21 protein-coding genes are annotated in these 21237 nt (G+C 65.9%); 8 read left to right on the top strand and 13 right to left on the bottom strand.

Annotated elements, in window-relative coordinates:
- Positions 1 to 64: 64 nt before the first annotated feature.
- From QX041_RS03100 to QX041_RS03045, 12 genes are all read right to left on the bottom strand, one after another.
- The gene (locus tag QX041_RS03100) at positions 65 to 1345 is read right to left on the bottom strand and encodes an alpha-glucosidase/alpha-galactosidase (protein WP_316164456.1); all 1281 of its coding nucleotides are present in this window, start codon (positions 1343 to 1345) and stop codon (positions 65 to 67) included.
- Between the two features lie 97 nt (positions 1346 to 1442).
- Positions 1443 to 2468, bottom strand: a complete 1026-nt coding sequence (gene adhP, locus QX041_RS03095; RefSeq protein ID WP_316164455.1) for an alcohol dehydrogenase AdhP — start codon at positions 2466 to 2468, stop codon at positions 1443 to 1445.
- Between the two features lie 122 nt (positions 2469 to 2590).
- Positions 2591 to 3004 (bottom strand): DUF2000 family protein, encoded by a 414-nt coding sequence (locus QX041_RS03090; RefSeq protein WP_316164454.1) that lies wholly within the window; start codon positions 3002 to 3004, stop codon positions 2591 to 2593.
- Between the two features lie 124 nt (positions 3005 to 3128).
- Entirely contained in the window at positions 3129 to 3533 is a 405-nt protein-coding gene (locus QX041_RS03085) for a DUF4189 domain-containing protein (protein WP_315749370.1), read from the bottom strand.
- A 170-nt stretch (positions 3534 to 3703) separates the two neighbouring features.
- Positions 3704 to 5308, bottom strand: coding sequence for a molybdopterin-binding/glycosyltransferase family 2 protein (locus QX041_RS03080; protein ID WP_316164453.1), 1605 nt, complete (start codon positions 5306 to 5308; stop codon positions 3704 to 3706).
- Positions 5305 to 6006 (bottom strand): XdhC family protein, encoded by a 702-nt coding sequence (locus QX041_RS03075; RefSeq protein ID WP_315714761.1) that lies wholly within the window; start codon positions 6004 to 6006, stop codon positions 5305 to 5307. The genes QX041_RS03080 and QX041_RS03075 overlap by 4 nt, the downstream gene beginning before the upstream one ends.
- A 3-nt stretch (positions 6007 to 6009) precedes the next feature.
- Positions 6010 to 6333, bottom strand: coding sequence for an XdhC family protein (locus QX041_RS03070; RefSeq protein ID WP_315750017.1), 324 nt, complete (start codon positions 6331 to 6333; stop codon positions 6010 to 6012).
- 13 nt (positions 6334 to 6346) lie between these two features.
- Positions 6347 to 7552 carry a VWA domain-containing protein gene (locus QX041_RS03065; protein ID WP_315749367.1) on the bottom strand — a complete coding sequence of 402 codons (1206 nt, stop codon included), beginning with the start codon at positions 7550 to 7552 and terminating at the stop codon, positions 6347 to 6349.
- A 169-nt stretch (positions 7553 to 7721) separates the two neighbouring features.
- Positions 7722 to 8630, bottom strand: a complete 909-nt coding sequence (locus tag QX041_RS03060) for a MoxR family ATPase (protein ID WP_315714763.1) — start codon at positions 8628 to 8630, stop codon at positions 7722 to 7724.
- Between the two features lie 31 nt (positions 8631 to 8661).
- Positions 8662 to 9519, bottom strand: coding sequence for a xanthine dehydrogenase family protein subunit M (locus QX041_RS03055; protein ID WP_315714764.1), 858 nt, complete (start codon positions 9517 to 9519; stop codon positions 8662 to 8664).
- Between the two features lie 48 nt (positions 9520 to 9567).
- Positions 9568 to 10053 carry a (2Fe-2S)-binding protein gene (locus QX041_RS03050; RefSeq protein ID WP_172180444.1) on the bottom strand — a complete coding sequence of 162 codons (486 nt, stop codon included), beginning with the start codon at positions 10051 to 10053 and terminating at the stop codon, positions 9568 to 9570.
- A 131-nt stretch (positions 10054 to 10184) separates the two neighbouring features.
- Positions 10185 to 10631, bottom strand: a complete 447-nt coding sequence (locus QX041_RS03045) for a carbon monoxide dehydrogenase subunit G (RefSeq protein ID WP_315714765.1) — start codon at positions 10629 to 10631, stop codon at positions 10185 to 10187.
- Between the two features lie 231 nt (positions 10632 to 10862).
- Here QX041_RS03045 and pcaD point away from each other — a divergent pair, with 231 nt between their 5' ends.
- Positions 10863 to 11645 carry a 3-oxoadipate enol-lactonase gene (gene pcaD, locus QX041_RS03040; protein ID WP_316164452.1) on the top strand — a complete coding sequence of 261 codons (783 nt, stop codon included), beginning with the start codon at positions 10863 to 10865 and terminating at the stop codon, positions 11643 to 11645.
- Positions 11646 to 11667: 22 nt separating this feature from the next.
- On the opposite strand, the gene QX041_RS03035 is transcribed toward pcaD, so the two are convergent.
- Positions 11668 to 12213 carry a hypothetical protein gene (locus QX041_RS03035; RefSeq protein WP_315714767.1) on the bottom strand — a complete coding sequence of 182 codons (546 nt, stop codon included), beginning with the start codon at positions 12211 to 12213 and terminating at the stop codon, positions 11668 to 11670.
- 517 nt (positions 12214 to 12730) lie between these two features.
- Between QX041_RS03035 and QX041_RS03030 the strand changes: the two genes are divergently transcribed.
- The 7 genes from QX041_RS03030 to QX041_RS03000 all read left to right on the top strand — a co-directional run bounded on the left by QX041_RS03030 (position 12731) and on the right by QX041_RS03000 (position 21144).
- Positions 12731 to 13936 (top strand): HlyD family secretion protein, encoded by a 1206-nt coding sequence (locus tag QX041_RS03030; RefSeq protein WP_316164451.1) that lies wholly within the window; start codon positions 12731 to 12733, stop codon positions 13934 to 13936.
- On the top strand, positions 13936 to 15906 hold the full coding sequence (locus tag QX041_RS03025; protein ID WP_316164450.1) for a glycosyltransferase: 1971 nt from the start codon (positions 13936 to 13938) through the stop codon (positions 15904 to 15906). The genes QX041_RS03030 and QX041_RS03025 overlap by 1 nt, the downstream gene beginning before the upstream one ends.
- Before the next feature lie 43 nt (positions 15907 to 15949).
- On the top strand, positions 15950 to 17029 hold the full coding sequence (locus QX041_RS03020) for a hypothetical protein (protein ID WP_315714771.1): 1080 nt from the start codon (positions 15950 to 15952) through the stop codon (positions 17027 to 17029).
- 297 nt (positions 17030 to 17326) lie between these two features.
- Positions 17327 to 18244, top strand: a complete 918-nt coding sequence (locus QX041_RS03015; RefSeq protein WP_315714772.1) for an ABC transporter permease subunit — start codon at positions 17327 to 17329, stop codon at positions 18242 to 18244.
- Between the two features lie 13 nt (positions 18245 to 18257).
- The gene (livM, locus tag QX041_RS03010) at positions 18258 to 19586 is read left to right on the top strand and encodes a high-affinity branched-chain amino acid ABC transporter permease LivM (protein ID WP_315714773.1); all 1329 of its coding nucleotides are present in this window, start codon (positions 18258 to 18260) and stop codon (positions 19584 to 19586) included.
- Complete coding sequence (locus QX041_RS03005; RefSeq protein WP_315714774.1) at positions 19583 to 20416, top strand: ABC transporter ATP-binding protein; 834 nt, start codon at positions 19583 to 19585, stop codon at positions 20414 to 20416. The genes livM and QX041_RS03005 overlap by 4 nt, the downstream gene beginning before the upstream one ends.
- Complete coding sequence (locus QX041_RS03000) at positions 20413 to 21144, top strand: ABC transporter ATP-binding protein (protein WP_315749359.1); 732 nt, start codon at positions 20413 to 20415, stop codon at positions 21142 to 21144. The genes QX041_RS03005 and QX041_RS03000 overlap by 4 nt, the downstream gene beginning before the upstream one ends.
- The last annotated feature ends 93 nt before the right edge of the window (positions 21145 to 21237 follow it).

The raw sequence follows: 21237 nt of genomic DNA, 5'->3' as shown, positions 1-21237 counted from the left end.
TCGGCGCGGGTCAGGAGCCCTACCCGACCGCGCGCGGCCCCCTCGTCAGACGAAGTCGGCGCGATCACGCGCAGGACCTGATGTAAGGCCGATTGACCTCCCAGAGTTCGTCCACGATCTGGCGCGCGGCGGCCGCCGAGTTGACGACGGGATCGATGAGCAGCGCCTGCAGCGCGAGAGCCTTGGAGGCGGTCATGGCCGCCTGCACCGCCAGTTGCTGAACCTGAACCTGGACCGACATCAGCTTGGCGACTGCATCTGGAAGCGGGCCCAGCGACACCGGATGGATACCGACGCGATCGGCGACAACGGGCACTTCGACCGCGGCCTCGGCAGCCAGGTTGGGAATGACGTGACGGTTCAGAACGACGCCGGACTCGATGACCTGCTTCCGATCGTGCAGCACCGAGCCGATCACGGTGACCGCGCGCTCTCCGGACGGCATTCGCCACCAGTCCGGCATGCCGGATTTGCCTGCCAGGACCTCGTCGATCTGCCGGATCAGCTTGGCCCGTTCCGCCTCGTCCCAGGCGAAGTCGTACCCGCTCTCGCCCGCTTCCCAGCCATAGGCGAGATACTCGCCGACATGGCTGTCGCCGCAGCCCAGCCAGAAGCCGAAGTCGCGCAACAGCGCCCGCGTCAGCGGCGCGACCTTGGGGTCGTGGCTCCCAGCCTTTTCGCGGAGCAGTGGATAGAGATCGGCCCCGGTGTCGCGATCCCGGATCTGCATGAGACATTGGAAATGGTTGAGCCCGGCGCCCCACACGTCCACGCGCTCCTCGGCCAGTTCCAGAATGGAAGCCACCTGGCTGCGCGCGATGAAGATGCCGTGGCACAGGCCGATATGCGCGAGGCGGCTGTGAAGCCCCAGCGCGAGGATGATGCGGCTCTCAGGATTGGAGAAGTTGATGAACAGCGCGTTCGGACAGCGCCGCTCCATCTCGCGCACGAAGTCGAATACGACCGGCAAGGTGCGGAGCGTGAAGAACAATGCGCCCGGCCCGCCATTCTCGCCCAGCGTGTGACGGATGCCGTATTTGCGCGGCACCTCGAAATCGAGCTTCCACAGGCGGTTGCGGTCGATCGCGGTGGCATGGATCACGAAGCCGGCGCCGTCGAACGCCGCGCGCCAATCCGTGGTCGCTTCGATCTTAAGGCCGGCGCCGGAGAGGTCGTTGAGCAGCCGGGCCAGTGCTTCCGACCGGGCAAGCCGGATCGGGTCGCGGCCGACCAGCACGAGCGTAGAACCCGCGAGATCATGCGTCGAGAACAGGTCCCGGAACACGCTGAGTCCAAAGGACGCGCTGCTCGCGCCGAGGAAGACGATCTTGGTGACGGCTGCCATGAGCAATTTGTGCCAGCGCCGCGCGTCCCCATTCCTGATCCAGATCAAACCGCCGCCCCAATGTTCGGCACGGCGGCGCGTCGATCGGTCTTGCCGATCAGCCGAAGTCGAGCACCACGCGACCGTCGATCTTGCCGGCCTTCATGCGGTCGAAGACGGTGTTGATCTCCGACAATGGCGCCGTGGTCACCTCGGCCGTCACCTTGCCGTCCGCGGCGAACGCGATGGCTTCGTCGAGATCACGCCTGGTGCCGACGATCGAGCCGCGCACGGTGATGCGCTTCAGCACGACATCGAAGATCGGTGTCGGGAATTCGCCCGGCGGCAAGCCGACGAGGCTGACCGTCCCCTTGCGGCGGACCATGTGCAGCGCCTGGGCAAAAGCCGGCGTCGACACCGCGGTGACCAGCACGCCATGCGCGCCGCCGCCGGTGATTGCGATCACCTGCGCCACGGCATCCTTGTCGAGCGCGTTGACGGCATGTTCGGCGCCGGCCTGCAGCGCGAGTTTCAGCTTGTCCTCGGCGATGTCGAGACCGATCGCCTTCAGCCCCATCGCCTTCGCATACTGGATTGCAACATGACCGAGGCCGCCGACGCCGGAGACCACCACCCACTCGCCCGGCCGCGCGTCGGTCTCCTTCAAACCCTTGTAGGTGGTGACGCCGGCGCAGAGGATCGGGGCGATCCTGGCGAAATCCACATTGGCCGGCAGACGCGCAGCGAACGCCGCGGATGCGATCACGTATTCGGCAAAGCCGCCATTCACGCTGTAGCCGGTGTTGTGCTGGTGCTCGCACAAGGTCTCCCAGCCGGTCTCGCAATACTCGCAGCGCAGGCAGGCATCGTGCAGCCACGCCACGCCCACGGCGTCGCCGACCTTGAAGTCGGTGACCCCGGGCCCGAGCGCCGCGACGATCCCGGCCGCCTCGTGTCCTGGGATGAATGGCGGCACCGGCTTCACCGGCCAATCGCCGGAGGCGGCGTGAAGGTCGGTGTGGCAGACGCCGCACGCCTTCACCCTGACCAGAAGCTCGCCGGGTCCCGGCACAGGATTCGGAACGTCCTCGATGTCGAGCGGCTTGCCGAAGGCTTTGACGACGGCGGCTTTCATGGTCTGCATCTGTCTGCTCCTCATGTCGCGGCGCAAACTAACGACGTCGGCGTATTCCGGGCTTGATCGGCATCAAGCCGCGCCGCTGCATGAAATAGCAGTTTGATGACAGTGCAATGTGCCCATGGCTGTCAGGCGTGAAATTTGAGTCCGTCGACGACCTTGTCGACCACCTTGCGCTCCGCACGAAACGCCAATCCCACCAGATTGAGATCGGTGCGCGCCACCGCCTTCACGACATCACGGTTGGCCTCGTCATGCGTGGTCTTGAACATGTCCTCGGTGTAGAGCGCCGGCTTCACGCTGCGCGACAGCGCCCGATCCAGAGCACGCGCCAGCGCGGCACGATCCGGCGCGCCGTAGATCAGGATCGGCTGTCCGATCAACGCGTGATACAGGGTTGCCGAGCCGTCCTCATAAGGTGCGCCGATGCATTCGGGAAATGCCGCGGCGATGCCGCTGGAAAGAAACGCCGCGACGTTGAGCTTCTGCCAGGCCTCGAGATCGTTGCGGATGATCAGCGCGATCTTGGTGTCGAATTGCATGCCACTTCCAGGGTTCGATGTCATCGAACCCCGAGAATAGCCGAGCCGTTCTCAGGGTGAAGCATCGAAATGAAAGCGGACGTGGAACCCCGGCAGCGGAGCCGCTGAGATCATCAGACTTGAATCAACCCTTGGCGTCGCATACCCAGGCGCGGATGACGCATTCCTTGCCGCCATATTTGTAGCATTCCCGGGTCGCTTCGTTGAGCGAGGTCGAGATCGTCGGCCGAACAGCATAGCCGTGGGCGCCGCAGGGATTGGTGAGATCGACCGCGAACGCCGCGCAGGCCTTCTTCATCGTCACCGCGGTGCAGTCCCCCTTGCACTGCTTGAGCGCCGCGGCCTTGGCGAGATGCTCCGCCGGATAGTCGAACGCCTGGCCATAGGCGGCGCACTGGCCAATGGCGAACGCGCCGGCCGCATGCGCCGGGCTGATAGCGCTGGTGTCTGCGATGCGCGCGGCACCAACGATCACGGTCAATCCAAATGCAAACAGCGCGAAACGTCGCGCGGCGGTCGAAATGATCACTCTCTCCTCCCCCGAGGCCCAATGTCGGCAAATCTAGCCGGGGGTCGTTGAAACTTGGTGAATGAGAGGTTGAGTCGGAGGGAAGTGGTAGCCCGCACGAGCGTAGTCGACATGCGTGCTCTCACGCACGACGTCCCGCATGTCGCTTACGCTCATGCGGGCTACGGGCTTCAACCGCGCCGCGCGGCTTCCAGCGCCTGCGGCGTGTCGATGTCGAGAAATGCACTGTCACCGTCGACCGGCACCTCGGCGACAGCCTCGGTGTGCTTGGCGATCAGGTGCCGCGCGCCGACATCGCCGTCCAGCGTCATCAGCTCGGCGAAGAAGCGGCGCGACCACAGCACGGGGTTGCCGCGGCGTCCCTCGGACACAGGCACCACGATCAAATTGCCGCGATCGGGCGCGAACGCGCCGATCAGACGGTCGAGCAGATCCGAGGACACCATCGGCATGTCACCCAGGCACACCACCGCGCCATCGACGCCCTCAGGCACCGCGGCGATGCCCGATTTCACCGAGCTGGCGAGGCCGCCGGCGAAATCCGGGTTGCGGACGAAGCGGACGTTGAGGTCGGACAGCGCCTGTTCGACCAGCTCGGCCTGATGACCGGTGACGACGATGACCTCACCGGCCTTGGAGGCCAGCGCCTGCTCGGTCACGATGCGAACCAGCTTCTTGCCGTCGAGCTCGGCCAGCAGCTTGTTCGGTCCACCCATGCGGGTCGAGCGTCCGGCGGCGAGCACGACGGCGGCAACCTTGCGTTCGCCCTCGGCCTCCGGCGTGGCGCGCGGCTGCGGCCGCGTCACGATCTCCATGAGGAGGCCACCCACACCCATGGCCGTGAGCTCGGCGCGGCTGACCTTGATGCCGGCGAGCAGCCGCATCAGCACCCAATCGAAGCCGTTCTCCGCCGGTGAGCGGGCGCAGCCGGGCGCGCCGAGCACCGGCACACCGCCGGCATTGCCGATCAAGAGCAGATTGCCGGGATCGACCGGCATGCCGAAATGCTCGATGGCACCGCCAATGCCGGTGATTGCGGCTGGAATGACGTCGCGGCGGTCGGCGATGGCGGACGCGCCGAACACGATGACGAGCTCGGCGCCCAGCGCCAGCAGCTCCCTGATCGCAGCAGCCAGCGCGGCCTGCTCATGCGGCACGCGGCGCTCGGCGATGATGGTGGCGCCGGCCGGTGCGAGCCGCTCTGCGGTGACGCGCAGCGTCTTGTCGATGACCTTGGGTGCGAGCCCCGGAAGAAGCGTCGAGACCACGCCGACGCGCTTGATCACATAGGAGGCGATGCTGAGCGCGCCCCTGCCCGCCGCCGCGACGGCGGCATCCCGCAGGCGGCCTTCGACGCCGAACGGGATCAGCTTGACGGTGCCGACCATCTCGCCTTCGACCACCGGCTTGAACGCCGGCAGGGTCGCAAAGGTGATGGCCTCGTCGACGCCGTTGATGCGCTCGACCGCGGCGCGGTCGATCATCAGCACGCCGGCCCGCGCCGCGAACAGATTGGCGCGCCCGGTGAAGGCGCGATCGTCGTGAATGCCCGCGCCGGCGACGACCTTGGCGACGTCGGCGGCCGCCTCGTCCTCGGAGACGTCGCCGGCCTCGAGCCGGACGACGACGATCTCCTTGACGCCTTCCCGGACCAGCGCCTCGACCTCCGCGGGACCGATCAGCGTGCCCTTCTTCAGCACCAATGATCCTTTGCGCAGGGTGTGCACCGTCACCCCGCCGATCGCCTCGGCTGGACTGGCAGGACCGAACTTCATGCCGCCTGCTCTTTCTCCTTGGCCGGCAGCCGCAACGTGGCGGTGATCTCGGCCATGATCGAGACCGCGATCTCCGACGGCGACACCGCGCCGATGGCGAGCCCGATCGGCGCATGGATGCGGGCAATGTCGGCATCGCTGGCGCCCTGCGCGCGCAGCCGATCACCGCGCTTGGCGTGCGTCTTCCGCGAGCCGAGCGCGCCGATATAGAAGCAGTCGCGCGAGAAGGCGTGCAGCAGCGCCGGATCGTCGATCTTCGGATCATGCGTCAGCGCGACAAAGGCGGTGTAGTGATCGACGTTGAGCGGGGGCAGCGCCACGTCGGGCCATTCGGCGATCAGCGGCACGTCAGGGAAGCGCTCGGGGCTGGCGAAAGCCGTGCGCGGATCGACGACGGTGACGTCATAGCCCAGCGACTTGGCGATCGGCGCCAACGCCTGGCTGATATGGACGGCGCCGACGATCACGAGCTTGGCCGTCGGCGCGTAGACGTTCAGGAACAGCCGCTTGCCGTCCACCTCGACCATGCCGCTCTTGCCCATGCGCAGATGGGTCGACAGCTCGTTGCGCAGCGGATCGTTGGCGATGGCGGCGGCCCTGACCAGGCGCTGCGCCCCGGAGCCGACGTCGGTGACGAGAATCGCCGGGCGACGCGCGGCACGCTCGGCGTTCAGTTCGGCCAGCGTTGCAGGCTGCATGGATCAACCCACCTTCTCGACGAACACGCGGATGGTGCCGCCGCAGGACAGCCCGACATTCCAGGCCGTCTCGTCGGCGACGCCGAACTCCAGCATCTTGGGCTGGCCGCTGGAGATGACGTCCAGCGCCTCGGTGACGACGGCGCCCTCGACACAGCCGCCGGACACCGAGCCCAGGAAGGTGCCCTCATCGTTGATCACGAGGTTGGAGCCGACCGGGCGCGGCGCCGAGCCCCAGGTCTCGACCACGGTGGCGAGCGCCACGCCGTGACCGGATTTGTGCCAGTCCTCGGCGGCCCTGAGGATGTCTTCGTCGCGGTTGAGCATGGTCATCTCCCTCTCAGGCGGCGGGCCGGATCGCGCTGCGCTGGTGGGGCGGCAGCGGCGACGACAGCGCCGAGATCAGCGTCTCGATCGAAGTCAAGTTATGTACCGGGCGGAATTCGTCAACGTGGGGCAGCATGGTTTTGATGCCCTGCGCCTTCGCCTCGAAGCCGGAATAGCGCAGCAGCGGATTGAGCCAGATCAGCCGCCGGCAGGAGCGGTGCAGCCGGTCCATCTCGAAGGCAAGCTTGCTGTCGGCCTCGCGCTCCAGCCCGTCGGAGATCAACAGCACGATCGCGCCCTGCCCGAGCACGCGGCGCGCCCACTGCTTGTTGAAGGTCTGCAGCGAGGTGGCGATCCGGGTCCCGCCGGCCCAGTCCTCGACATTGGCCGAGCAGCTCGCCAGCGCCTCGTCGGGATCGCGCTGGCGCAGCGCCCGGGTCACGTTGGTCAGCCTCGTGCCGAACAGGAACACCGAGACGCGCTTGCGCGCGTCGGTGATGGCGTGGAGGAAATGCAGGAACAGGCGGGTGTACTCGCTCATCGAGCCGGAGATGTCGAGCAAGGCCACGATCGGCGCCGGCTTCTCGATCCGCCCCAAGCGATGAAAGTTGATGATCTCGCCCTCGGTGCGCAGCGCCTGACGCAGCGTCTTGCGCATGTCGATGCGACGGCCGCGCGGATCGGCGGTGTGGCGGCGGGTCTTCAGCTCGGCCTGCGGGAGCCGCATCTTGGCGATGGCGCGCGCAACCTCGGCGATCTCCGCCGCGCTCATCTGCGCAAAGTCCTTCTTCTGCAGCACCTCGCGGTCGGACACCGCGAGCCGCAGGTCCTGCTCCTGCGCCTTCGGCTCCTCATGGGTCTGCGGCTGCGACATCGCCTCCTGGACCCGGCGCGAGGCCGGCGGCGGCTTCTTCTTGGCGTGATCCGGCAGCGGCACCGAATCGAGCATCGACTTCCACTCCTCGGCCGGGCGGAAGAACAGGTCGAAGGCCTGAGAGAAGATCAGCGCATGCTCGTGGCGCTTGACGAAGATCGATTCGAGCGTGGTGAAGACGTCCGCACGCTTGCCGATGTCGATGACCTCGAGCGCGGTCATCGCGTCGATCACGGCACCCGGACCGACCGGCAGGCCGGCGGCACGCAGCGCCCGCGCAAAGCCCGCGATGTTGTCGGCGATGCCGCCGGTCGGCGGCGCGAGGTGATTGATGCTTGTGGGCACGTTCTGATCCCTCGTCCGCTTCGCACACGCCTCAAATTGAGCTCGTCATTCCGGGGCGCCCGGAGGGTGAGCCCGGAATCCATACTCACGATCGTGGTTATGGATTCCGGGCCTGCGTGCTGCGCACCCATCCCGGAATGACGACCTTTATTGTGGGCACCGGCGTGAACTACGTCTCGTTGGTCGCGTCCTTGATCGCCTTCTGCAACGCATCGCCCTGCATGCGGGCGATGTCGTCCTGATATTTCAACAGCGCGCCCAGCGTGTCGCCGACGACCTCGGCGTTTAGCGAGCGCGCGTCGAGCTCGGTCAGCGCCGTGGCCCAGTCGAGCGTCTCGGCGACGCCGGGCGACTTGTAGAAGTCCTGGTCACGCAGCGCCTGAACGAAGCGCACGATCTGCTGCGACAGCCGCTGCGAGATGCCCGGCAGCCGCGTCTTGACGATGGCGAGCTCGCGCTCGGCGGAGGGATAGTCGACCCAATGATACAGGCAGCGCCGCTTCAGCGCGTCATGGATCTCGCGGGTCCGGTTCGAGGTGATGATGACGATCGGCGGATGCGGCGCCTTGACGGTGCCGAACTCCGGGATCGTGACCTGGAAATCGGAGAGGATCTCGAGCAGATAGGCCTCGAACGCCTCGTCCGCGCGGTCGAGCTCGTCAATGAGCAGAACCGGCGCGCCGGCGACATCCGGCTCCAGCGCCTGCAGCAGCGGGCGCTTGATCAGGTAGCGGTCGGCGAAGATGTCCGACGTCAATTGATCGCGGTCGACCTCGCCGCCCGCTTCCGCCAGCCGGATCGCGATCATCTGCGCCGCTGAATTCCATTCGTAGACGGCGGAGGCGACGTCGAGACCCTCGTAGCACTGCAGCCGGATCAGCTTGCGGCCGAGCGCCGCCGACAGGACCTTGGCGATCTCGGTCTTGCCGACGCCGGCCTCGCCTTCGAGGAACAACGGCCGGCCCATGCGCAGCGACAGATAGGTCACCGTCGCCAGCGATCGCTCGGCCAGATAGCCGCGCGAGGACAACAATTCGAGCATCGCGTCGACCGATGCTGGCAGGGCCGGAGCACTCATGGGCGAGACCGCTTCCTTCTTCACGCGTCCGTCACGAAGCCGGAGCCTCGGGTTCGGCGGCTCCCTCCGACGCGGTTGAGGCCTTGGCGCCGGCATTGGCCGCATCGACCGCACGGCGCGCCAGCACGCCGATCAGATGGGCACGATATTCGGCGCTGCCGTGGATGTCGCTGTTGAGGCCTTCGGCCGAGACCGGAATGCCCTCCAGCACCTTCGGCGAGAAGCGCTTCTGCAGCGCCTCCTCGAAGGCGGTGACGCGGAACACGCCATTGCCGCCGGCCCCGGTCACCGCAACGCGCACGTCGGACGGACGGCGGGCGACGAACACGCCGACCAGCGCGTAGCGCGAGGCCTGGTTGCGGAACTTGACGTAGGCCGCCTTCTTGGCCAGCGGGAAGCTCACCTTGGTGATGATCTCGTCCGGCTCCAGCGCGGTCGTGAACAGACCGAGGAAGAACTCCTCGGCCTTCAGCTTGCGCTTGTTGGTGACGATGGTGGCGCCGAGCGCGAGGCATGCGGCCGGATAGTCCGCGGTCGGATCGTTGTTGGCGATCGAGCCGCCGATGGTGCCGCGATGGCGCACCGCGGGATCGCCGATCAGGCTCGCCAGATGGGCCAGCGCCGGAATCGCCTCGCCGACGGTTGCGGAGTTGGCGACGTCGGCGTGACGCGCCATCGCGCCGATGACGAGGTTTCGGCCCTTCACCTCGATCGTATCGAGCCCCTCGACATGGGAGAGATCGACCAGATGCGGCGGGCTCGCGAGCCGCTGCTTCATGACCGGCACCAGCGTGTGGCCGCCGGCGACCAGCTTGGCGTCTTCGTTCTTGGTGAGGAGATTGGCGGCCTGGCGCACGGTCGCCGGCCGATGATATTTGAATTCGTACATGGGGGAATGTCCTGTGCGCAGCGGGCCGACTAAGGCAAGGTCAGACGTTTAGGCGAGGTCCGATTTGGCCATCGCCTTGGCGCCGGCGGCGATCGATTGCACGATGTTCTGATAGCCCGTGCAGCGGCAGAGATTGCCCTCGAGCTCCTCGCGAATGGTCTCGTCGCTGAGCTCATGTCCCTTGCGGTGGACGAGGTCGACCGCGGTCATGATCATGCCCGGCGTGCAGAAACCGCATTGCAGGCCATGATGCTCGCGAAACGCCTCCTGCATCGGATGCAGCGGCGCGCCGTCGGCAGCGAGTCCCTCGATCGTCCTGACCTCATGACCATCGGCCATCACGGCCAAGGTCGTGCAGGACTTCACTGCCTTGCCATCGAGATGGACGACGCAGGCGCCGCATTGCGACGTGTCGCAGCCGACATGGGTGCCGGTGAGGCGCAGATTCTCGCGCAGGAACTGCACCAGCAGCGTCCGCGGGTCGACGTTCGCCGTGACGGGATTACCGTTCACAATCATGGAAATCTTGGCCATTCAGGACTCTCTATTATCCGCGCGACAGCGTTGCACTGCAGCGCAGCCCAGCAAAATCAGTCGAAAACCATCATATGGGCGCTCCCGGCGGCGGGCAACCTCGCCCCCGGCCGCGCATGGGTCGGTTGCGGTCAGCCTTGAACGGCTTTGGCGAAGTTGGCGAAGAATTCGTCGGCGAGCTTCTTTGCGGTGCCGTTGATCAGCCGCTGGCCGAGCTGCGCCAGCTTGCCGCCGATCTGCGCTTCGACATTGTAGGTCAGCAGCGTGCCGCCGTCCTTGTCCGCCAGCGCGACGACCGCGCCACCCTTGGCGAATCCGGCGACACCGCCCTCGCCTTCGCCGGAGATCTTGTAGCCGTTCGGCGGATCGAGATCGCTCAAGGTCACCTTGCCTTTGAAGCGCGCAGAGACCGGTCCGACCTTCATCTTGGCAACGGCGCGGAGGCCGCCATCCTCGGTCCTCTCCAGCTCCTCGCAGCCGGGAATGCAGGCCTTGAGCACCTCCGGATCATTCAGCTTGTCCCAGACCTGCTCTCGCGGAGCGGCCAGCTGGACTTCGCCCGTCATCGTCATAGCCATGTGCATCTCCCCCCGATTGGCGCGGTTAGAGGCATTCAAGTAAAGCACCGAACGCCCAAAAGGAAGGGCGAGCAGCGCCCGGAAGCGTTGCAGAAAAGCCGGGCACCGCAGCATTCCGGACCTCGCCGCCGTCGGGTTTTGATTGGCAGACGGCGGCGGCGGTGGTTAGTTCGCCATCAAATCTGCACGATTCCTCCGGCGGCGCGGCCGCCTGCGACAAGGATTCCGCCCATGCCGATGATCGATGCCGACGGCTGTCTGTTGAATGTCACCGTCGAGGGCCGCGACGGCGGGCCGACCCTGATGCTCTCGAACTCGCTCGGCTCGACGCTGCAGATGTGGGAGCCGCAGATGCGCGCCTTCACGCAGGTGTTCCGCGTGATCCGCTATGACCGGCGCGGTCATGGCAAGTCGCAAGTGCCGCCCGGGCCCTACTCGATCGAGCGATTCGGCCGCGATGCGCTGGCGATTCTCGATGACCTCAACATCGAAAAGGTGCACTGGTGCGGCGTGTCGATGGGCGGCATGGTCGGGCAGTGGCTCGCCGCCCATGCTCCTGAACGCATCGGCAAGCTCGTGCTCGCCAACACCACCTGCTACTACCCCGATCCGGCAATCTGGGACGTCCGCATCAAGGCGGTCGAGGACAGCGGACTCGCTGGAATCGCCGACACGGTCATCGCTGGCTGGCTGACGCAGGAGTTTCGTGATCACAATCCTGATGTCGCCGACCGGATGAAGGCAATGCTCGTGGCCACCCCTGTCGGCGGCTATCTTGCCTGCTGCGCGGCGCTGCGTGCCCTGGACCTGCGTGAGGATCTGCCGGCCATCAAGAGCCCGACCCTCGTCGTGGCCGGCCGCTACGACAAATCGACGCCGATCGCGATGGCCGAAGCAATCCGCAGCCGCATCCCCGGCGCCAGCATGACCATCGTCGATGCCGCGCACATCTCGAATGTCGAAGCGGCGGGCCAGTTCAACGATGCCGTGCTGGGCTTTCTGACCCAGCACTGATGCACCGAGATGGATCGGGGCGTCATGCCTGCTGCGGCGACGGCGTCGCCGTGGGCTCCATCTTCGGCGAAGCGGATGCGGAAGACGGCGAGGCTTGCGTCGTCGGCTTCTCCACCAGCATGACGATGGCCGTGCCGAGCAGCATCAGGAGTTCCGTGGCATGCAGACGCAACGCCTGGGGCTCCCCGACTTTGGCAGCCATGATCATGCTGAAGAAGGCGAGCATGCTGCCGAAGCCGAGCCCGATCGACAGCGCCTCGACATAGCCGGCCACCTTTCGCACCCGCGGAACCAGGATCAGCACCAGGAACATCGCGAAGAAGCCTGCGACCGTCAGTCGCGCCAGCGCAAGCAGCCAGGCGGCGCGAACCGTCTCGATGCCCGACAGCTGCAGGTGGTCGCTGATGAACAAGGCCACCGCGATATTCGGCCGCGCGAACAACCCCTGGATCGGCGACACCATGATCTGAAACGCGATGATGGTCCAGGCGGGCACGAAATAGAGCGCCAGCAGCACACCGTTGACGCAGCTGAGCCGCCAATTCCTGATCACGCAATCCTTGATCATGTCACGCCCACCTTTGCATCCCATCAACTGCCCGTCCGGCCGATTTCCAGACGAGCTAACGCCCGGCAAACGCGCCCGGCAATTTAAACCATTCGTTTACCTTAACAGGGTGGCGACGGGCGCGATCCATTAACGGTCACCGTCCAAGAGACCGTGCCGATGACCTCGCCGATCAGGCCTCGACTTCCCGCGTGACAACGGCCTTCCCGGCCATCAATGCCTCCTCGAACGTCTGCATCGTATCCGACATTGCGCGCCCGCTTTGTCTTCAGCACCGCGATGCGGCTGCTCCGCTGAATGATCGCCGTAACCGACGCCTGCATCGGGGTCACGATCGAGCGCCGGCAGTCCGATCGCGTCGATGGCCGCTGCACCGCAATTATGTGCGCCGCGCCATCGTTCCTTTTGACTATCGTCAAAGTAGCTAGACAATGTGATACTATCTTAAGACGAGCGCTGCTGCGTTTCGCACAGCTCGATCGTGATGCGGCAAGCAGCCGCCGAGCGGGAGTACTGCATGAGACTGGCTCGGATATTCATCGGCATCCTCCTGCTCGCCGGCGGCCTCTACATCCTGGTCGGCGAGCATTTCGCCGGAACTTCAGGCGACGCGACCGTCAATGCCCGGCTTTACGTCGTGCGCGCGCCGATCGAAGGCCGCGTGACGCTGGGGGTGAGCAATATCGGCGCCAGGGTCAACGCCGGGGAACTCATGGCCGAGATCGTCGACGACCGGTTCGACACCACGCGCCTGCTCAATCTCGAGCGCGACCGTGACGAGCAGAAGATCGCGCTCAAGCGGGTTCCGGCGCAGCGTTCGGCGCTCGAGCAGGCGCGGGCCGCCTTCGCGGCCCAGTCGGCCAACTACAAGACCGGCCGCGTCCGCCAGATCGCGGCACGCATCGCCGAGGCCAAGGCGGCGGAGGATGCCGCGGCCGCCCGGCTGAAGCTCGCGGATCTCACCTTCACGCGGGCCAACGAGCTGAAGGAACGCGGGGTCCAGACGGTCGCCGGCCTCGACCAGGCCAGCGCCTCGCTCGATATCGCCAAGCAGGATTTGGAAAGCGCGAAACAGCGCAGCAACTATGTCGAGACCGAGCTCGGCTCCGCGCAATCGGGGGTCTTCATCGGCGACTCCTACAACGACGTGCCGTTCTCGATGCAGCGCATTCACGAGCTCGACCTGCGCCTCGCCGAACTTGCCGTGGACGAGCAGCAGATCCAATCCCGCCTGGTCCAATACGAGCAGCAGATCAACGCCGAACGCGTCCGGATCAACCGGCTGACCTCGGCGACGCTGAGGGCCCGCGTCCTGGGCATGGCCTGGGATTTCCTCGTCGACGATGGCGAATATGCCCGTCGCGGTCAGGATCTCGTCAAGCTGGTGGACTGCAACAGTCTCGTGGTGACCGCGAGCGTTCCCGAAAGTCTCTACGCCCGTCTGTCGATCGGCGCCCCGGTGCAGTTCCGTCTGTTCGGAGACGACCGGATATTCGATGGGACGGTGACACGTCTCGGCGGCTCGGGCGCCTCGCAACTCTACGCCAATCTCGCCGTCGGCCCGACGCCGCAGCACTTGCAGCGCTTCGACGTCACCGTTGCGGTGCCAGATCTCGCCAAGCAGCCGGATCTGTCCTGCGCCATAGGGCGCACCGGCCGGGTGATCTTCACCAGCGGACCGATCGCGGCATTGCGCGGCTTCGTCGCCCGGTACGGCTACTGATGCCGACGCTGTCACCATTCCTGTCCGCGTTCGCAGTCGTTGCGATCATCGTAGGGCTGCGCGTCCTGGCGTTGCCTCTCCTGGACCCGAAGATATGGTACTGGCGGACCCTGCTCCTCAGCGGCTCGATCCTGCTGGCCTGGCGCTATGTCGCCTGGCGCTTCACCGAGACCCTTGCTCCGCCCGGCCTCACGCCGGATGGGATCCTCAGCTGGGGCTTCGCCATTCTCGAAGCGCTCACCGTTGTTTCGTCGTCCTTCGCCTTCCTGATCCTGACCAGGACCAAGGAGCGGACGACGGAGGCTGATCGCCATGCCGGCTGGTGGCTTCCGAGGCCGCCGCCTCGGGTCGACATCTTCATCACCACCTACAACGAGCAGCTCGAGGTCCTGGAGCGAACCATCGTCGGCGCCAGGGCGATCACCTATGCGGCATTGCGCGTCTTCGTCCTCGACGACGGCAGCCGCGCCTGGCTCCGGGATTACTGCACCGAGCACGGCATCGGCTATGTCGCCCGCACCGACAAGTCGCACGCCAAGGCCGGCAACATCAACAATGCCTTGCGGCTGCGCGCGGCGGATGCGGACCGGCCGGAGTTCGTCGCCGTTCTCGACGCCGACTTCGTGCCTCATCTCGACTTCGTCGAGCGGACGCTCGCGTTGTTCCACGATCCGGCTGTCGGCCTCGTACAGACGCCCCAGCACTTCTTCAACCCGGACCCGATCCAGCACAATCTCGGCATCGGCGCGTCCTATCCCGACGAGCAGCGCCACTTCTTCGACAACGTCGAGCCGGCGCGCGACGCCTGGGGCATCGCAATGTGCTGCGGCACCTCCTCGATATTCCGCGTCTCCGCCGTGGAGATGATCGGCGGCGTGCCGACCGAGAGCGTCACCGAGGATTTCCTGCTCACGCTGCGCCTGTCCGCGCACGGCTACCAGACCGTGTACCTGAACGAGGCGTTGTCGGAGGGATTGGCGCCGGAAGGCCTTGCGGAATACGTCACGCAGCGCGGTCGCTGGTGCCTCGGCCTCATGCAGATCGTGCGCAACGTCTACAATCCATTCGGCTCCCATGGTCTCGATTTCTTCCACCGGCTCAGCGTGCTCGACTCGCTGCTCTACTGGACGTCGACCTATCCGTTCCGCCTCGCCGCGCTGATCTGTCCACTGCTCTACTGGTGGGGCGGGGTGACGGTGGTGAACGCCTCGATCGCCGACATCATCCGGTATTACGGCCCCTATTATCTCTCGATCATGTACACGCTGAACTGGCTGTCCAAGGGACTGTTCATTCCGATCGTCAACGATGTCTCGCAGATCGTCGCCGCCTGGCCCGTGCTCCGCGCCGCCGCTCTCGGCCTGCTCTCCCCCGGTCCGCACAAATTCTCAGTGACCGCCAAGGGCGGCGATCGCGCCAAGATCATTGTCCAATGGCCGCTGATGCGGCCCTTCCTGATCCTGATGGCGCTGACGATCGGTGGCATGATCGTGTCGCTGACGTCCGATTTCGTCTTCAATACCACGGGGACCGCGGGAGACGGCGTCATCGTCGTGATGTTCTGGACGATCTACAACATTCTGGTGCTGTCGGTGGCGATCGCCGTGTGCATCGACCGTCCACGCTACAACCGGCCGCAACGCCAGATCGTCGAGCCGATAACCCTGACGGTCGACGGCGAGCCGCAACGCGGCTGGATCGTCAATCTCGGCCCCGGCGGCGCACGCGTCAGCGGTCCGGTCGGCCTTGCGACCGGCGCCATCGGCACGCTCACCCTGCCCCTGATCGGCGATATCCCAACCAAGGTCGCGGCTCCGACGAACGACGGCTACCGGCTCATATTTGCGGTGACGCCGCAGCAGCGCGCCCAGATCATCGAGCGGCTGCACACCGCGAGCGGAGTGCCCGGCGCCGACAGCGGCGATCTCGGCCGCATGCTGAAAGAAATCGCGCGAGCCGTGGCCGATTGAGGAGAAGACAATGACGAGGCGACGGTGGAGCTTACAGACAGCGGTGTTCCTCGGCGGCACGACACTGATCGTCGTGACGGCGCTGGCCGTTGCCATCCTCTATTCGGCGTCGCTGCAGCGGCGCGGCGAGGAGCTCGCGATCGAGCAGCTGAGGACGCGCGGTGAGCTCAGCGCAAACCTGCTGGCGCGACAGTTGTACGGCACGTGGAGCGACGTGTCGCGGCTCGCCGCGATCATCGACCCCGCCGACGTCGCCGAGGCGCGCCGGCAGATCCAGTTCGTGAGCCAGTTCCAGCCGCGCTATGCCTGGCTCGGCATCGCCGACTCCGGCGGCAAGGTCATCGCGAGCAAGGACCGGATGCTGGAAGGACAAAACGTCGCCGACCTGCGCTGGTTCCGGCATGGACTCGGGGTGCCGACGGCGGTCGATGATCGCGAATCAGAGGCCCTGGGCCGGATGTTGCAGGCCGCTTCGGGACCGGACCGCTTGATCGCCATGTCGGCTCCGCTCGTGCACGACGGCGCCCCCGCCGGCGTCATCGGGGCCCAGATCGATTGGAAATGGGTGATCGAATCCGTCGCGGCGCTGGCGTCGCGCGACATCGATCTGGTGTTGCTGTCGCGCGAGAGCATCGTGCTGTTCGGCCCGCCGGATCTCGTCGGCAAGCAACTGACGATCGGCTCGGCGCAGGCCGCAAGCCGCGGGGCCTCGGTCGCGCTCATCGAGCGATGGCCCGACGGCAAGGATTATTTCACCCTCACGTTCCCCACCGTGAAGTACGCCGATCTGCCGAGCTTCGGCTGGTCCCTTCTGATCCGGCAGGACGCCGTTGCCGCGATGGTGCCGACCCGCCAGCTTGTGCGCTCGTTTTGGTTCAACGTTGCCGGTGGCGTGTTCTCGATCCTGGTGCTGCTCAATTTCGCCGCGAAATGGGTGGTGACGCCGATGCGCCGTCTTGCCCAGGCCGCCGAGACCATGGTGAAAGATCCGTTTTCTGGCATGGTGGCTCGGGAAACCCGGTATGATGAGGCGACACGGCTGCGCGACGCCTTGGTCAGGCTCCAGTCGAAGCTGATGGCAAAAGTGCCTGGTTCGACGGAAGACAGCGGTAGCGGCATATAGCGGCGCCAGCAACCAGTGCGAGAACCCTCCTTTTCGGCGCTACGTGCTGGGTTCCCAAGCGGTCATTTGATGGCGACGGCCGGCCCCGAGGAAGGCAGGGGAACCGCGCCATCAAAGGAGGCGGGATAAGCCCGCAATTGTGGCACTGCACGCTGTTGCGGCACCCGGTTCCGAACTGTTAGTACTGCCGCACGCGTCGCCTTGGGCGCGGGTGCGTCTCCAGGCATACCGGCACCCGCTCTACAAGGCCCCCGCCGCGTTGCGAACCGGTATCGGCAGTCTCACTCACGGCAGTTCATGGATTATTTCGCGCAACAGCTCATCAACGGCCTCGTCCTTGGCTCGATCTACGGCCTGATCGCCATCGGCTACACCATGGTCTACGGCATCGTCGGCATGATCAATTTCGCCCATGGCGACATCTTCATGATCGGCGGCTTCATCGCGCTGATCTGCTTCCTGGTCCTGGTGTCGCTGGGCCTGACTGCGGTTCCGGTGATCCTGCTGATCGTGCTGCTGGTGTCGATGGCCATCACGGCGCTCTATGGCTGGACCATCGAACGCATCGCCTATCGCCCGCTGCGGCACTCGTTCCGCCTGGCGCCGATGCTGTCCGCCATCGGCATGTCGTTCGTGCTCACCAACTATTCGCAGGTGTCGCAGGGCGCGCGCGTCAAGCCGGTGCCGCCGATCATCACCGGCGGCTACACGCTGCACGAGGGCGCGGGCGGCTTCGTCGTCCAGCTCTCCAACATCCAGATCGTGGTGGTCATCACCACCATCGTTCTGCTCGCGCTGTTCACCTGGCTGGTATCCCGCACGCGGCTCGGCCGCGACATGCGCGCCTGCGAGCAGGATCAGACCATGGCGGCACTGCTCGGCGTCGACGTCGACCGCACCATCTCGATGACCTTCGTGATCGGCGCGGCGCTCGCGGCCGTCGCCGGCATGATGTACCTGCTGTATTACGGCCTGGTCGATTTCTTCATGGGCTTCGTCGCCGGCATCAAGGCGTTCACGGCGGCGGTGCTCGGCGGCATTGGCTCGCTGCCGGGCGCGATGCTCGGAGGCCTCGCGATCGGACTGATCGAGACGTTCTGGTCGGCCTATTTTTCGGTGGAGTACAAGGACGTCGCGGCATTCTCGATCCTGATCGTGGTGCTGATCTTCCTGCCAACCGGCCTGCTCGGCCGGCCCGAAGTCGAAAAAGTCTGAAGATGGAGTCCGCGTGAGCGCGTCCCTTCCCGCCTCGTCGAAAGGCTCCGAACCGGTCGGAGCCGCCTTCATCCTCAAGAAGGCCTTTCTCAGCGCACTGGTCGCTCTCGGTCTGTTCTCCCTGATGGTCGGCATCCGCACCGAAGCGGGTCAGAGCGGCCAGCTCGTATACTGGACCCGCTTCGGCGACCTCGCCAGCCTGGTTGTGGCGGTGTTCGTCGGCTCGATCGCGGTCGAACTGCTGCGGCTGTGGCTCGGACCGCGCGGCGGCCTCGGCAGCTTCGTGCCGCCGTCCGTGCGGAGCGGCATGTCCGTAGCCGGTCGCTATCTCGCGCCGGCGCTGCTGATCTTCACCTTGCTGGTGCCGGTGATCTTCTACAATCAGCGTTACATTCTCGACCTCGGCATTTTGGTCCTCACCTACGTCATGCTGGGTTGGGGCCTCAACGTCGTGGTCGGTCTCGCCGGCCTGCTCGACCTCGGCTACGTCGCGTTCTACGCCGTCGGCGCCTATTCCTACGGCCTGCTCTCGACCACCTTCGGCCTGTCGTTCTGGGTCTGCCTGCCGCTCGCCGGCATTCTCGCCGCCTTCTGGGGCGTGCTGCTCGGCTTTCCGGTGCTGCGGCTGCGCGGCGACTACCTCGCCATCGTCACCCTGGCCTTTGGCGAGATCATCCGCCTCGTCCTCATCAACTGGCAGGACGTGACCGGCGGTCCCAACGGCGTCTCCGGGATTCCGCGACCGACGTTGTTCGGCATTCCGCTCGCACCGGGCGAAGGCGGCCTTGCATCGATGCTCGGCATCCCGTTCTCGCCGACGCATCGCATCGTTTTTCTGTTCTATCTGATCCTGGCGCTGGCACTCCTGACCAACTGGGTCACCATCCGGCTGCGCCGGCTGCCGATCGGCCGGGCCTGGGAAGCGCTGCGCGAGGACGAGGTCGCCTGCCGCGCGCTCGGCATCAACATCACCACCACCAAGCTGACCGCATTTGCGACCGGCGCGATGTTCGGCGGTTTCGCCGGCGCCTTCTTCGCCACGCGCCAGGGCTTCATCAGCCCGGAATCCTTCACCTTCCAGGAATCGGCGCTGGTGCTCGCCATCGTCGTGCTCGGCGGCATGGGGTCGCAGCTCGGCGTGGCGCTGGCGGCGCTCGCCATGATCGGCGGCTTCGAGCTGTTCAGAAGCCTCGAGGGCTACCGCATGCTGGTGTTCGGTCTCGCCATGGTGCTGGTGATGATCTGGCGGCCGCGCGGCATTGTCGGCCATCGCGCGCCGACCGTATTCCTGGAAAAATCCAAGAGCATCTCTTCGGACCTCGTCAAGGAAGGCCACGGATGAGCTCCGCTCCCATTCTCGCACTCGAAAACCTCACCATGCGCTTCGGCGGCATCGTCGCCGTCAATGCGCTGTCGTTCACCGCGCAACGCACGCAGATCACGGCCCTGATCGGCCCCAACGGCGCCGGCAAGACCACCGTGTTCAACTGCATCACCGGCTTCTACAAGCCGACCTCCGGCGTCATCCGCCTGACCCATGATGACGGCGCGCAGTTCGAGATGCAGAAGCTGAAGGACTTCAACATCTCCAAGCAGGCCAAGGTGGCGCGGACGTTCCAGAACATCCGGCTGTTTCCGGGCATGACGGCGCTCGAGAACCTGATGGTCGCGCAGCACAACGCGCTGATGCGCGCGTCCGGCATGACGGTGCTCGGGCTGCTCGGCGTGCCCTCGTGGCGCGCGGCCGAGCGGAACGCGATCGATGCGGCCGTGTTCTGGCTGAAGCGCGTCGGGCTGATCGACCGCGCCGACGACGCGGCCGGCAATCTCGCCTATGGCGACCAGCGTCGGCTGGAGATCGCGCGCGCGATGTGCACCTCGCCGGCCCTGCTCTGCCTCGACGAACCGGCCGCCGGCCTCAACGCGCGCGAGAGTGCGGCCCTCAGCGAGTTGCTGCTGTCGATCCGGGCCGATCACGCCACGTCGATCCTGCTGATCGAGCACGACATGAGCGTCGTGATGGAAATCTCCGACCGCGTCGTCGTGATGGACTACGGCGTCAAGATCGCCGAGGGCACGCCGCGCGAGATCCGCGACGATCCGAAGGTCATCGCCGCCTATCTCGGCACCGACGAGGAAGAGGCCGCAGCCGTGATGGAGGCCGAGGCGTGAGTGCGTCCCTGCTCGCGATCCGCAATCTGCGCGCGTCCTACGGCAAGATCGAAGCGCTGAAGGGCGTCGATCTCGACATCAAGCCGGGCGAGATCGTCGCGCTGATCGGCGCCAACGGCGCCGGCAAGTCGACGCTGATGATGTCGATCTTCGGCCGCCCGCGCGCAAGCTCCGGCAACATCGTCTACGACGGCAACGACATCACACAGGTGCCGACGCATCAGATCGCGCGGCTGCGCATCGCGCAGTCGCCGGAGGGACGCCGCATCTTTCCGCGCATGAGCGTGGCGGAAAACCTGCAGATGGGCGCCGACGCCGGCGAGACGACCGACGCGGAGCGGGCAAGCACGCTGGAGCGCGTCTTCGCCCTGTTTCCGCGCCTGAAGGAGCGCGTCGACCAGCGCGGCGGCACGCTATCCGGTGGCGAGCAGCAGATGCTGGCGATCGGACGCGCGCTGATGAGCCGGCCGCGCCTGCTGCTTCTGGATGAGCCCTCGCTCGGCTTGGCGCCGCTGATCGCCCGCCAGATTTTCGACGCCATTCGGACACTCAACCGCCAGGACGGTCTGACCGTGCTGATCGTCGAGCAGAACGCCAATCACGCGCTGAAGCTCGCCCATCGCGGCTATGTGCTGGTCAACGGCCTGATTACGCTGTCGGGCACCGGCACCGAGCTGCTGCAGCGACCGGAGATCCGCGCTGCCTATCTGGAGGGCGGCCGCCACTGAGGCGGGCCCTCAAAACGCGGCCAGAATGGCCTTAGTCCTTCGTAGGTGTGGTCAAAAATTGCCGGTGACTTCGCCGGAAAATCAGCCACAATG

This window comes from Bradyrhizobium sp. SZCCHNRI2009 (assembly GCF_032485115.1).
Lineage (GTDB): Bacteria > Pseudomonadota > Alphaproteobacteria > Rhizobiales > Xanthobacteraceae > Bradyrhizobium.
The sequence above is the reverse complement of the archived record's forward strand: the minus strand, read 5'-3'. Positions and strand labels throughout refer to the sequence as shown.

What these genes read in the sequence shown, in the direction of transcription:
- QX041_RS03100 (WP_316164456.1), bottom strand. Translation starts at nt 1,345, where the DNA reads ATGGCAGCCGTCACCAAGATCGTCTTCCTCGGCGCGAGCAGCGCGTCC.
- adhP (WP_316164455.1), bottom strand. Translation starts at nt 2,468, where the DNA reads ATGCAGACCATGAAAGCCGCCGTCGTCAAAGCCTTCGGCAAGCCGCTC.
- QX041_RS03090 (WP_316164454.1), bottom strand. Translation starts at nt 3,004, where the DNA reads ATGCAATTCGACACCAAGATCGCGCTGATCATCCGCAACGATCTCGAG.
- QX041_RS03080 (WP_316164453.1), bottom strand. Translation starts at nt 5,308, where the DNA reads ATGAAGTTCGGTCCTGCCAGTCCAGCCGAGGCGATCGGCGGGGTGACG.
- QX041_RS03075 (WP_315714761.1), bottom strand. Translation starts at nt 6,006, where the DNA reads ATGCAGCCTGCAACGCTGGCCGAACTGAACGCCGAGCGTGCCGCGCGT.
- QX041_RS03070 (WP_315750017.1), bottom strand. Translation starts at nt 6,333, where the DNA reads ATGCTCAACCGCGACGAAGACATCCTCAGGGCCGCCGAGGACTGGCAC.
- QX041_RS03060 (WP_315714763.1), bottom strand. Translation starts at nt 8,630, where the DNA reads ATGAGTGCTCCGGCCCTGCCAGCATCGGTCGACGCGATGCTCGAATTG.
- QX041_RS03055 (WP_315714764.1), bottom strand. Translation starts at nt 9,519, where the DNA reads ATGTACGAATTCAAATATCATCGGCCGGCGACCGTGCGCCAGGCCGCC.
- QX041_RS03050 (WP_172180444.1), bottom strand. Translation starts at nt 10,053, where the DNA reads ATGGCCAAGATTTCCATGATTGTGAACGGTAATCCCGTCACGGCGAAC.
- QX041_RS03045 (WP_315714765.1), bottom strand. Translation starts at nt 10,631, where the DNA reads ATGGCTATGACGATGACGGGCGAAGTCCAGCTGGCCGCTCCGCGAGAG.
- pcaD (WP_316164452.1), top strand. Translation starts at nt 10,863, where the DNA reads ATGCCGATGATCGATGCCGACGGCTGTCTGTTGAATGTCACCGTCGAG.
- QX041_RS03035 (WP_315714767.1), bottom strand. Translation starts at nt 12,213, where the DNA reads ATGATCAAGGATTGCGTGATCAGGAATTGGCGGCTCAGCTGCGTCAAC.
- QX041_RS03030 (WP_316164451.1), top strand. Translation starts at nt 12,731, where the DNA reads ATGAGACTGGCTCGGATATTCATCGGCATCCTCCTGCTCGCCGGCGGC.
- QX041_RS03025 (WP_316164450.1), top strand. Translation starts at nt 13,936, where the DNA reads ATGCCGACGCTGTCACCATTCCTGTCCGCGTTCGCAGTCGTTGCGATC.
- QX041_RS03015 (WP_315714772.1), top strand. Translation starts at nt 17,327, where the DNA reads ATGGATTATTTCGCGCAACAGCTCATCAACGGCCTCGTCCTTGGCTCG.
- QX041_RS03005 (WP_315714774.1), top strand. Translation starts at nt 19,583, where the DNA reads ATGAGCTCCGCTCCCATTCTCGCACTCGAAAACCTCACCATGCGCTTC.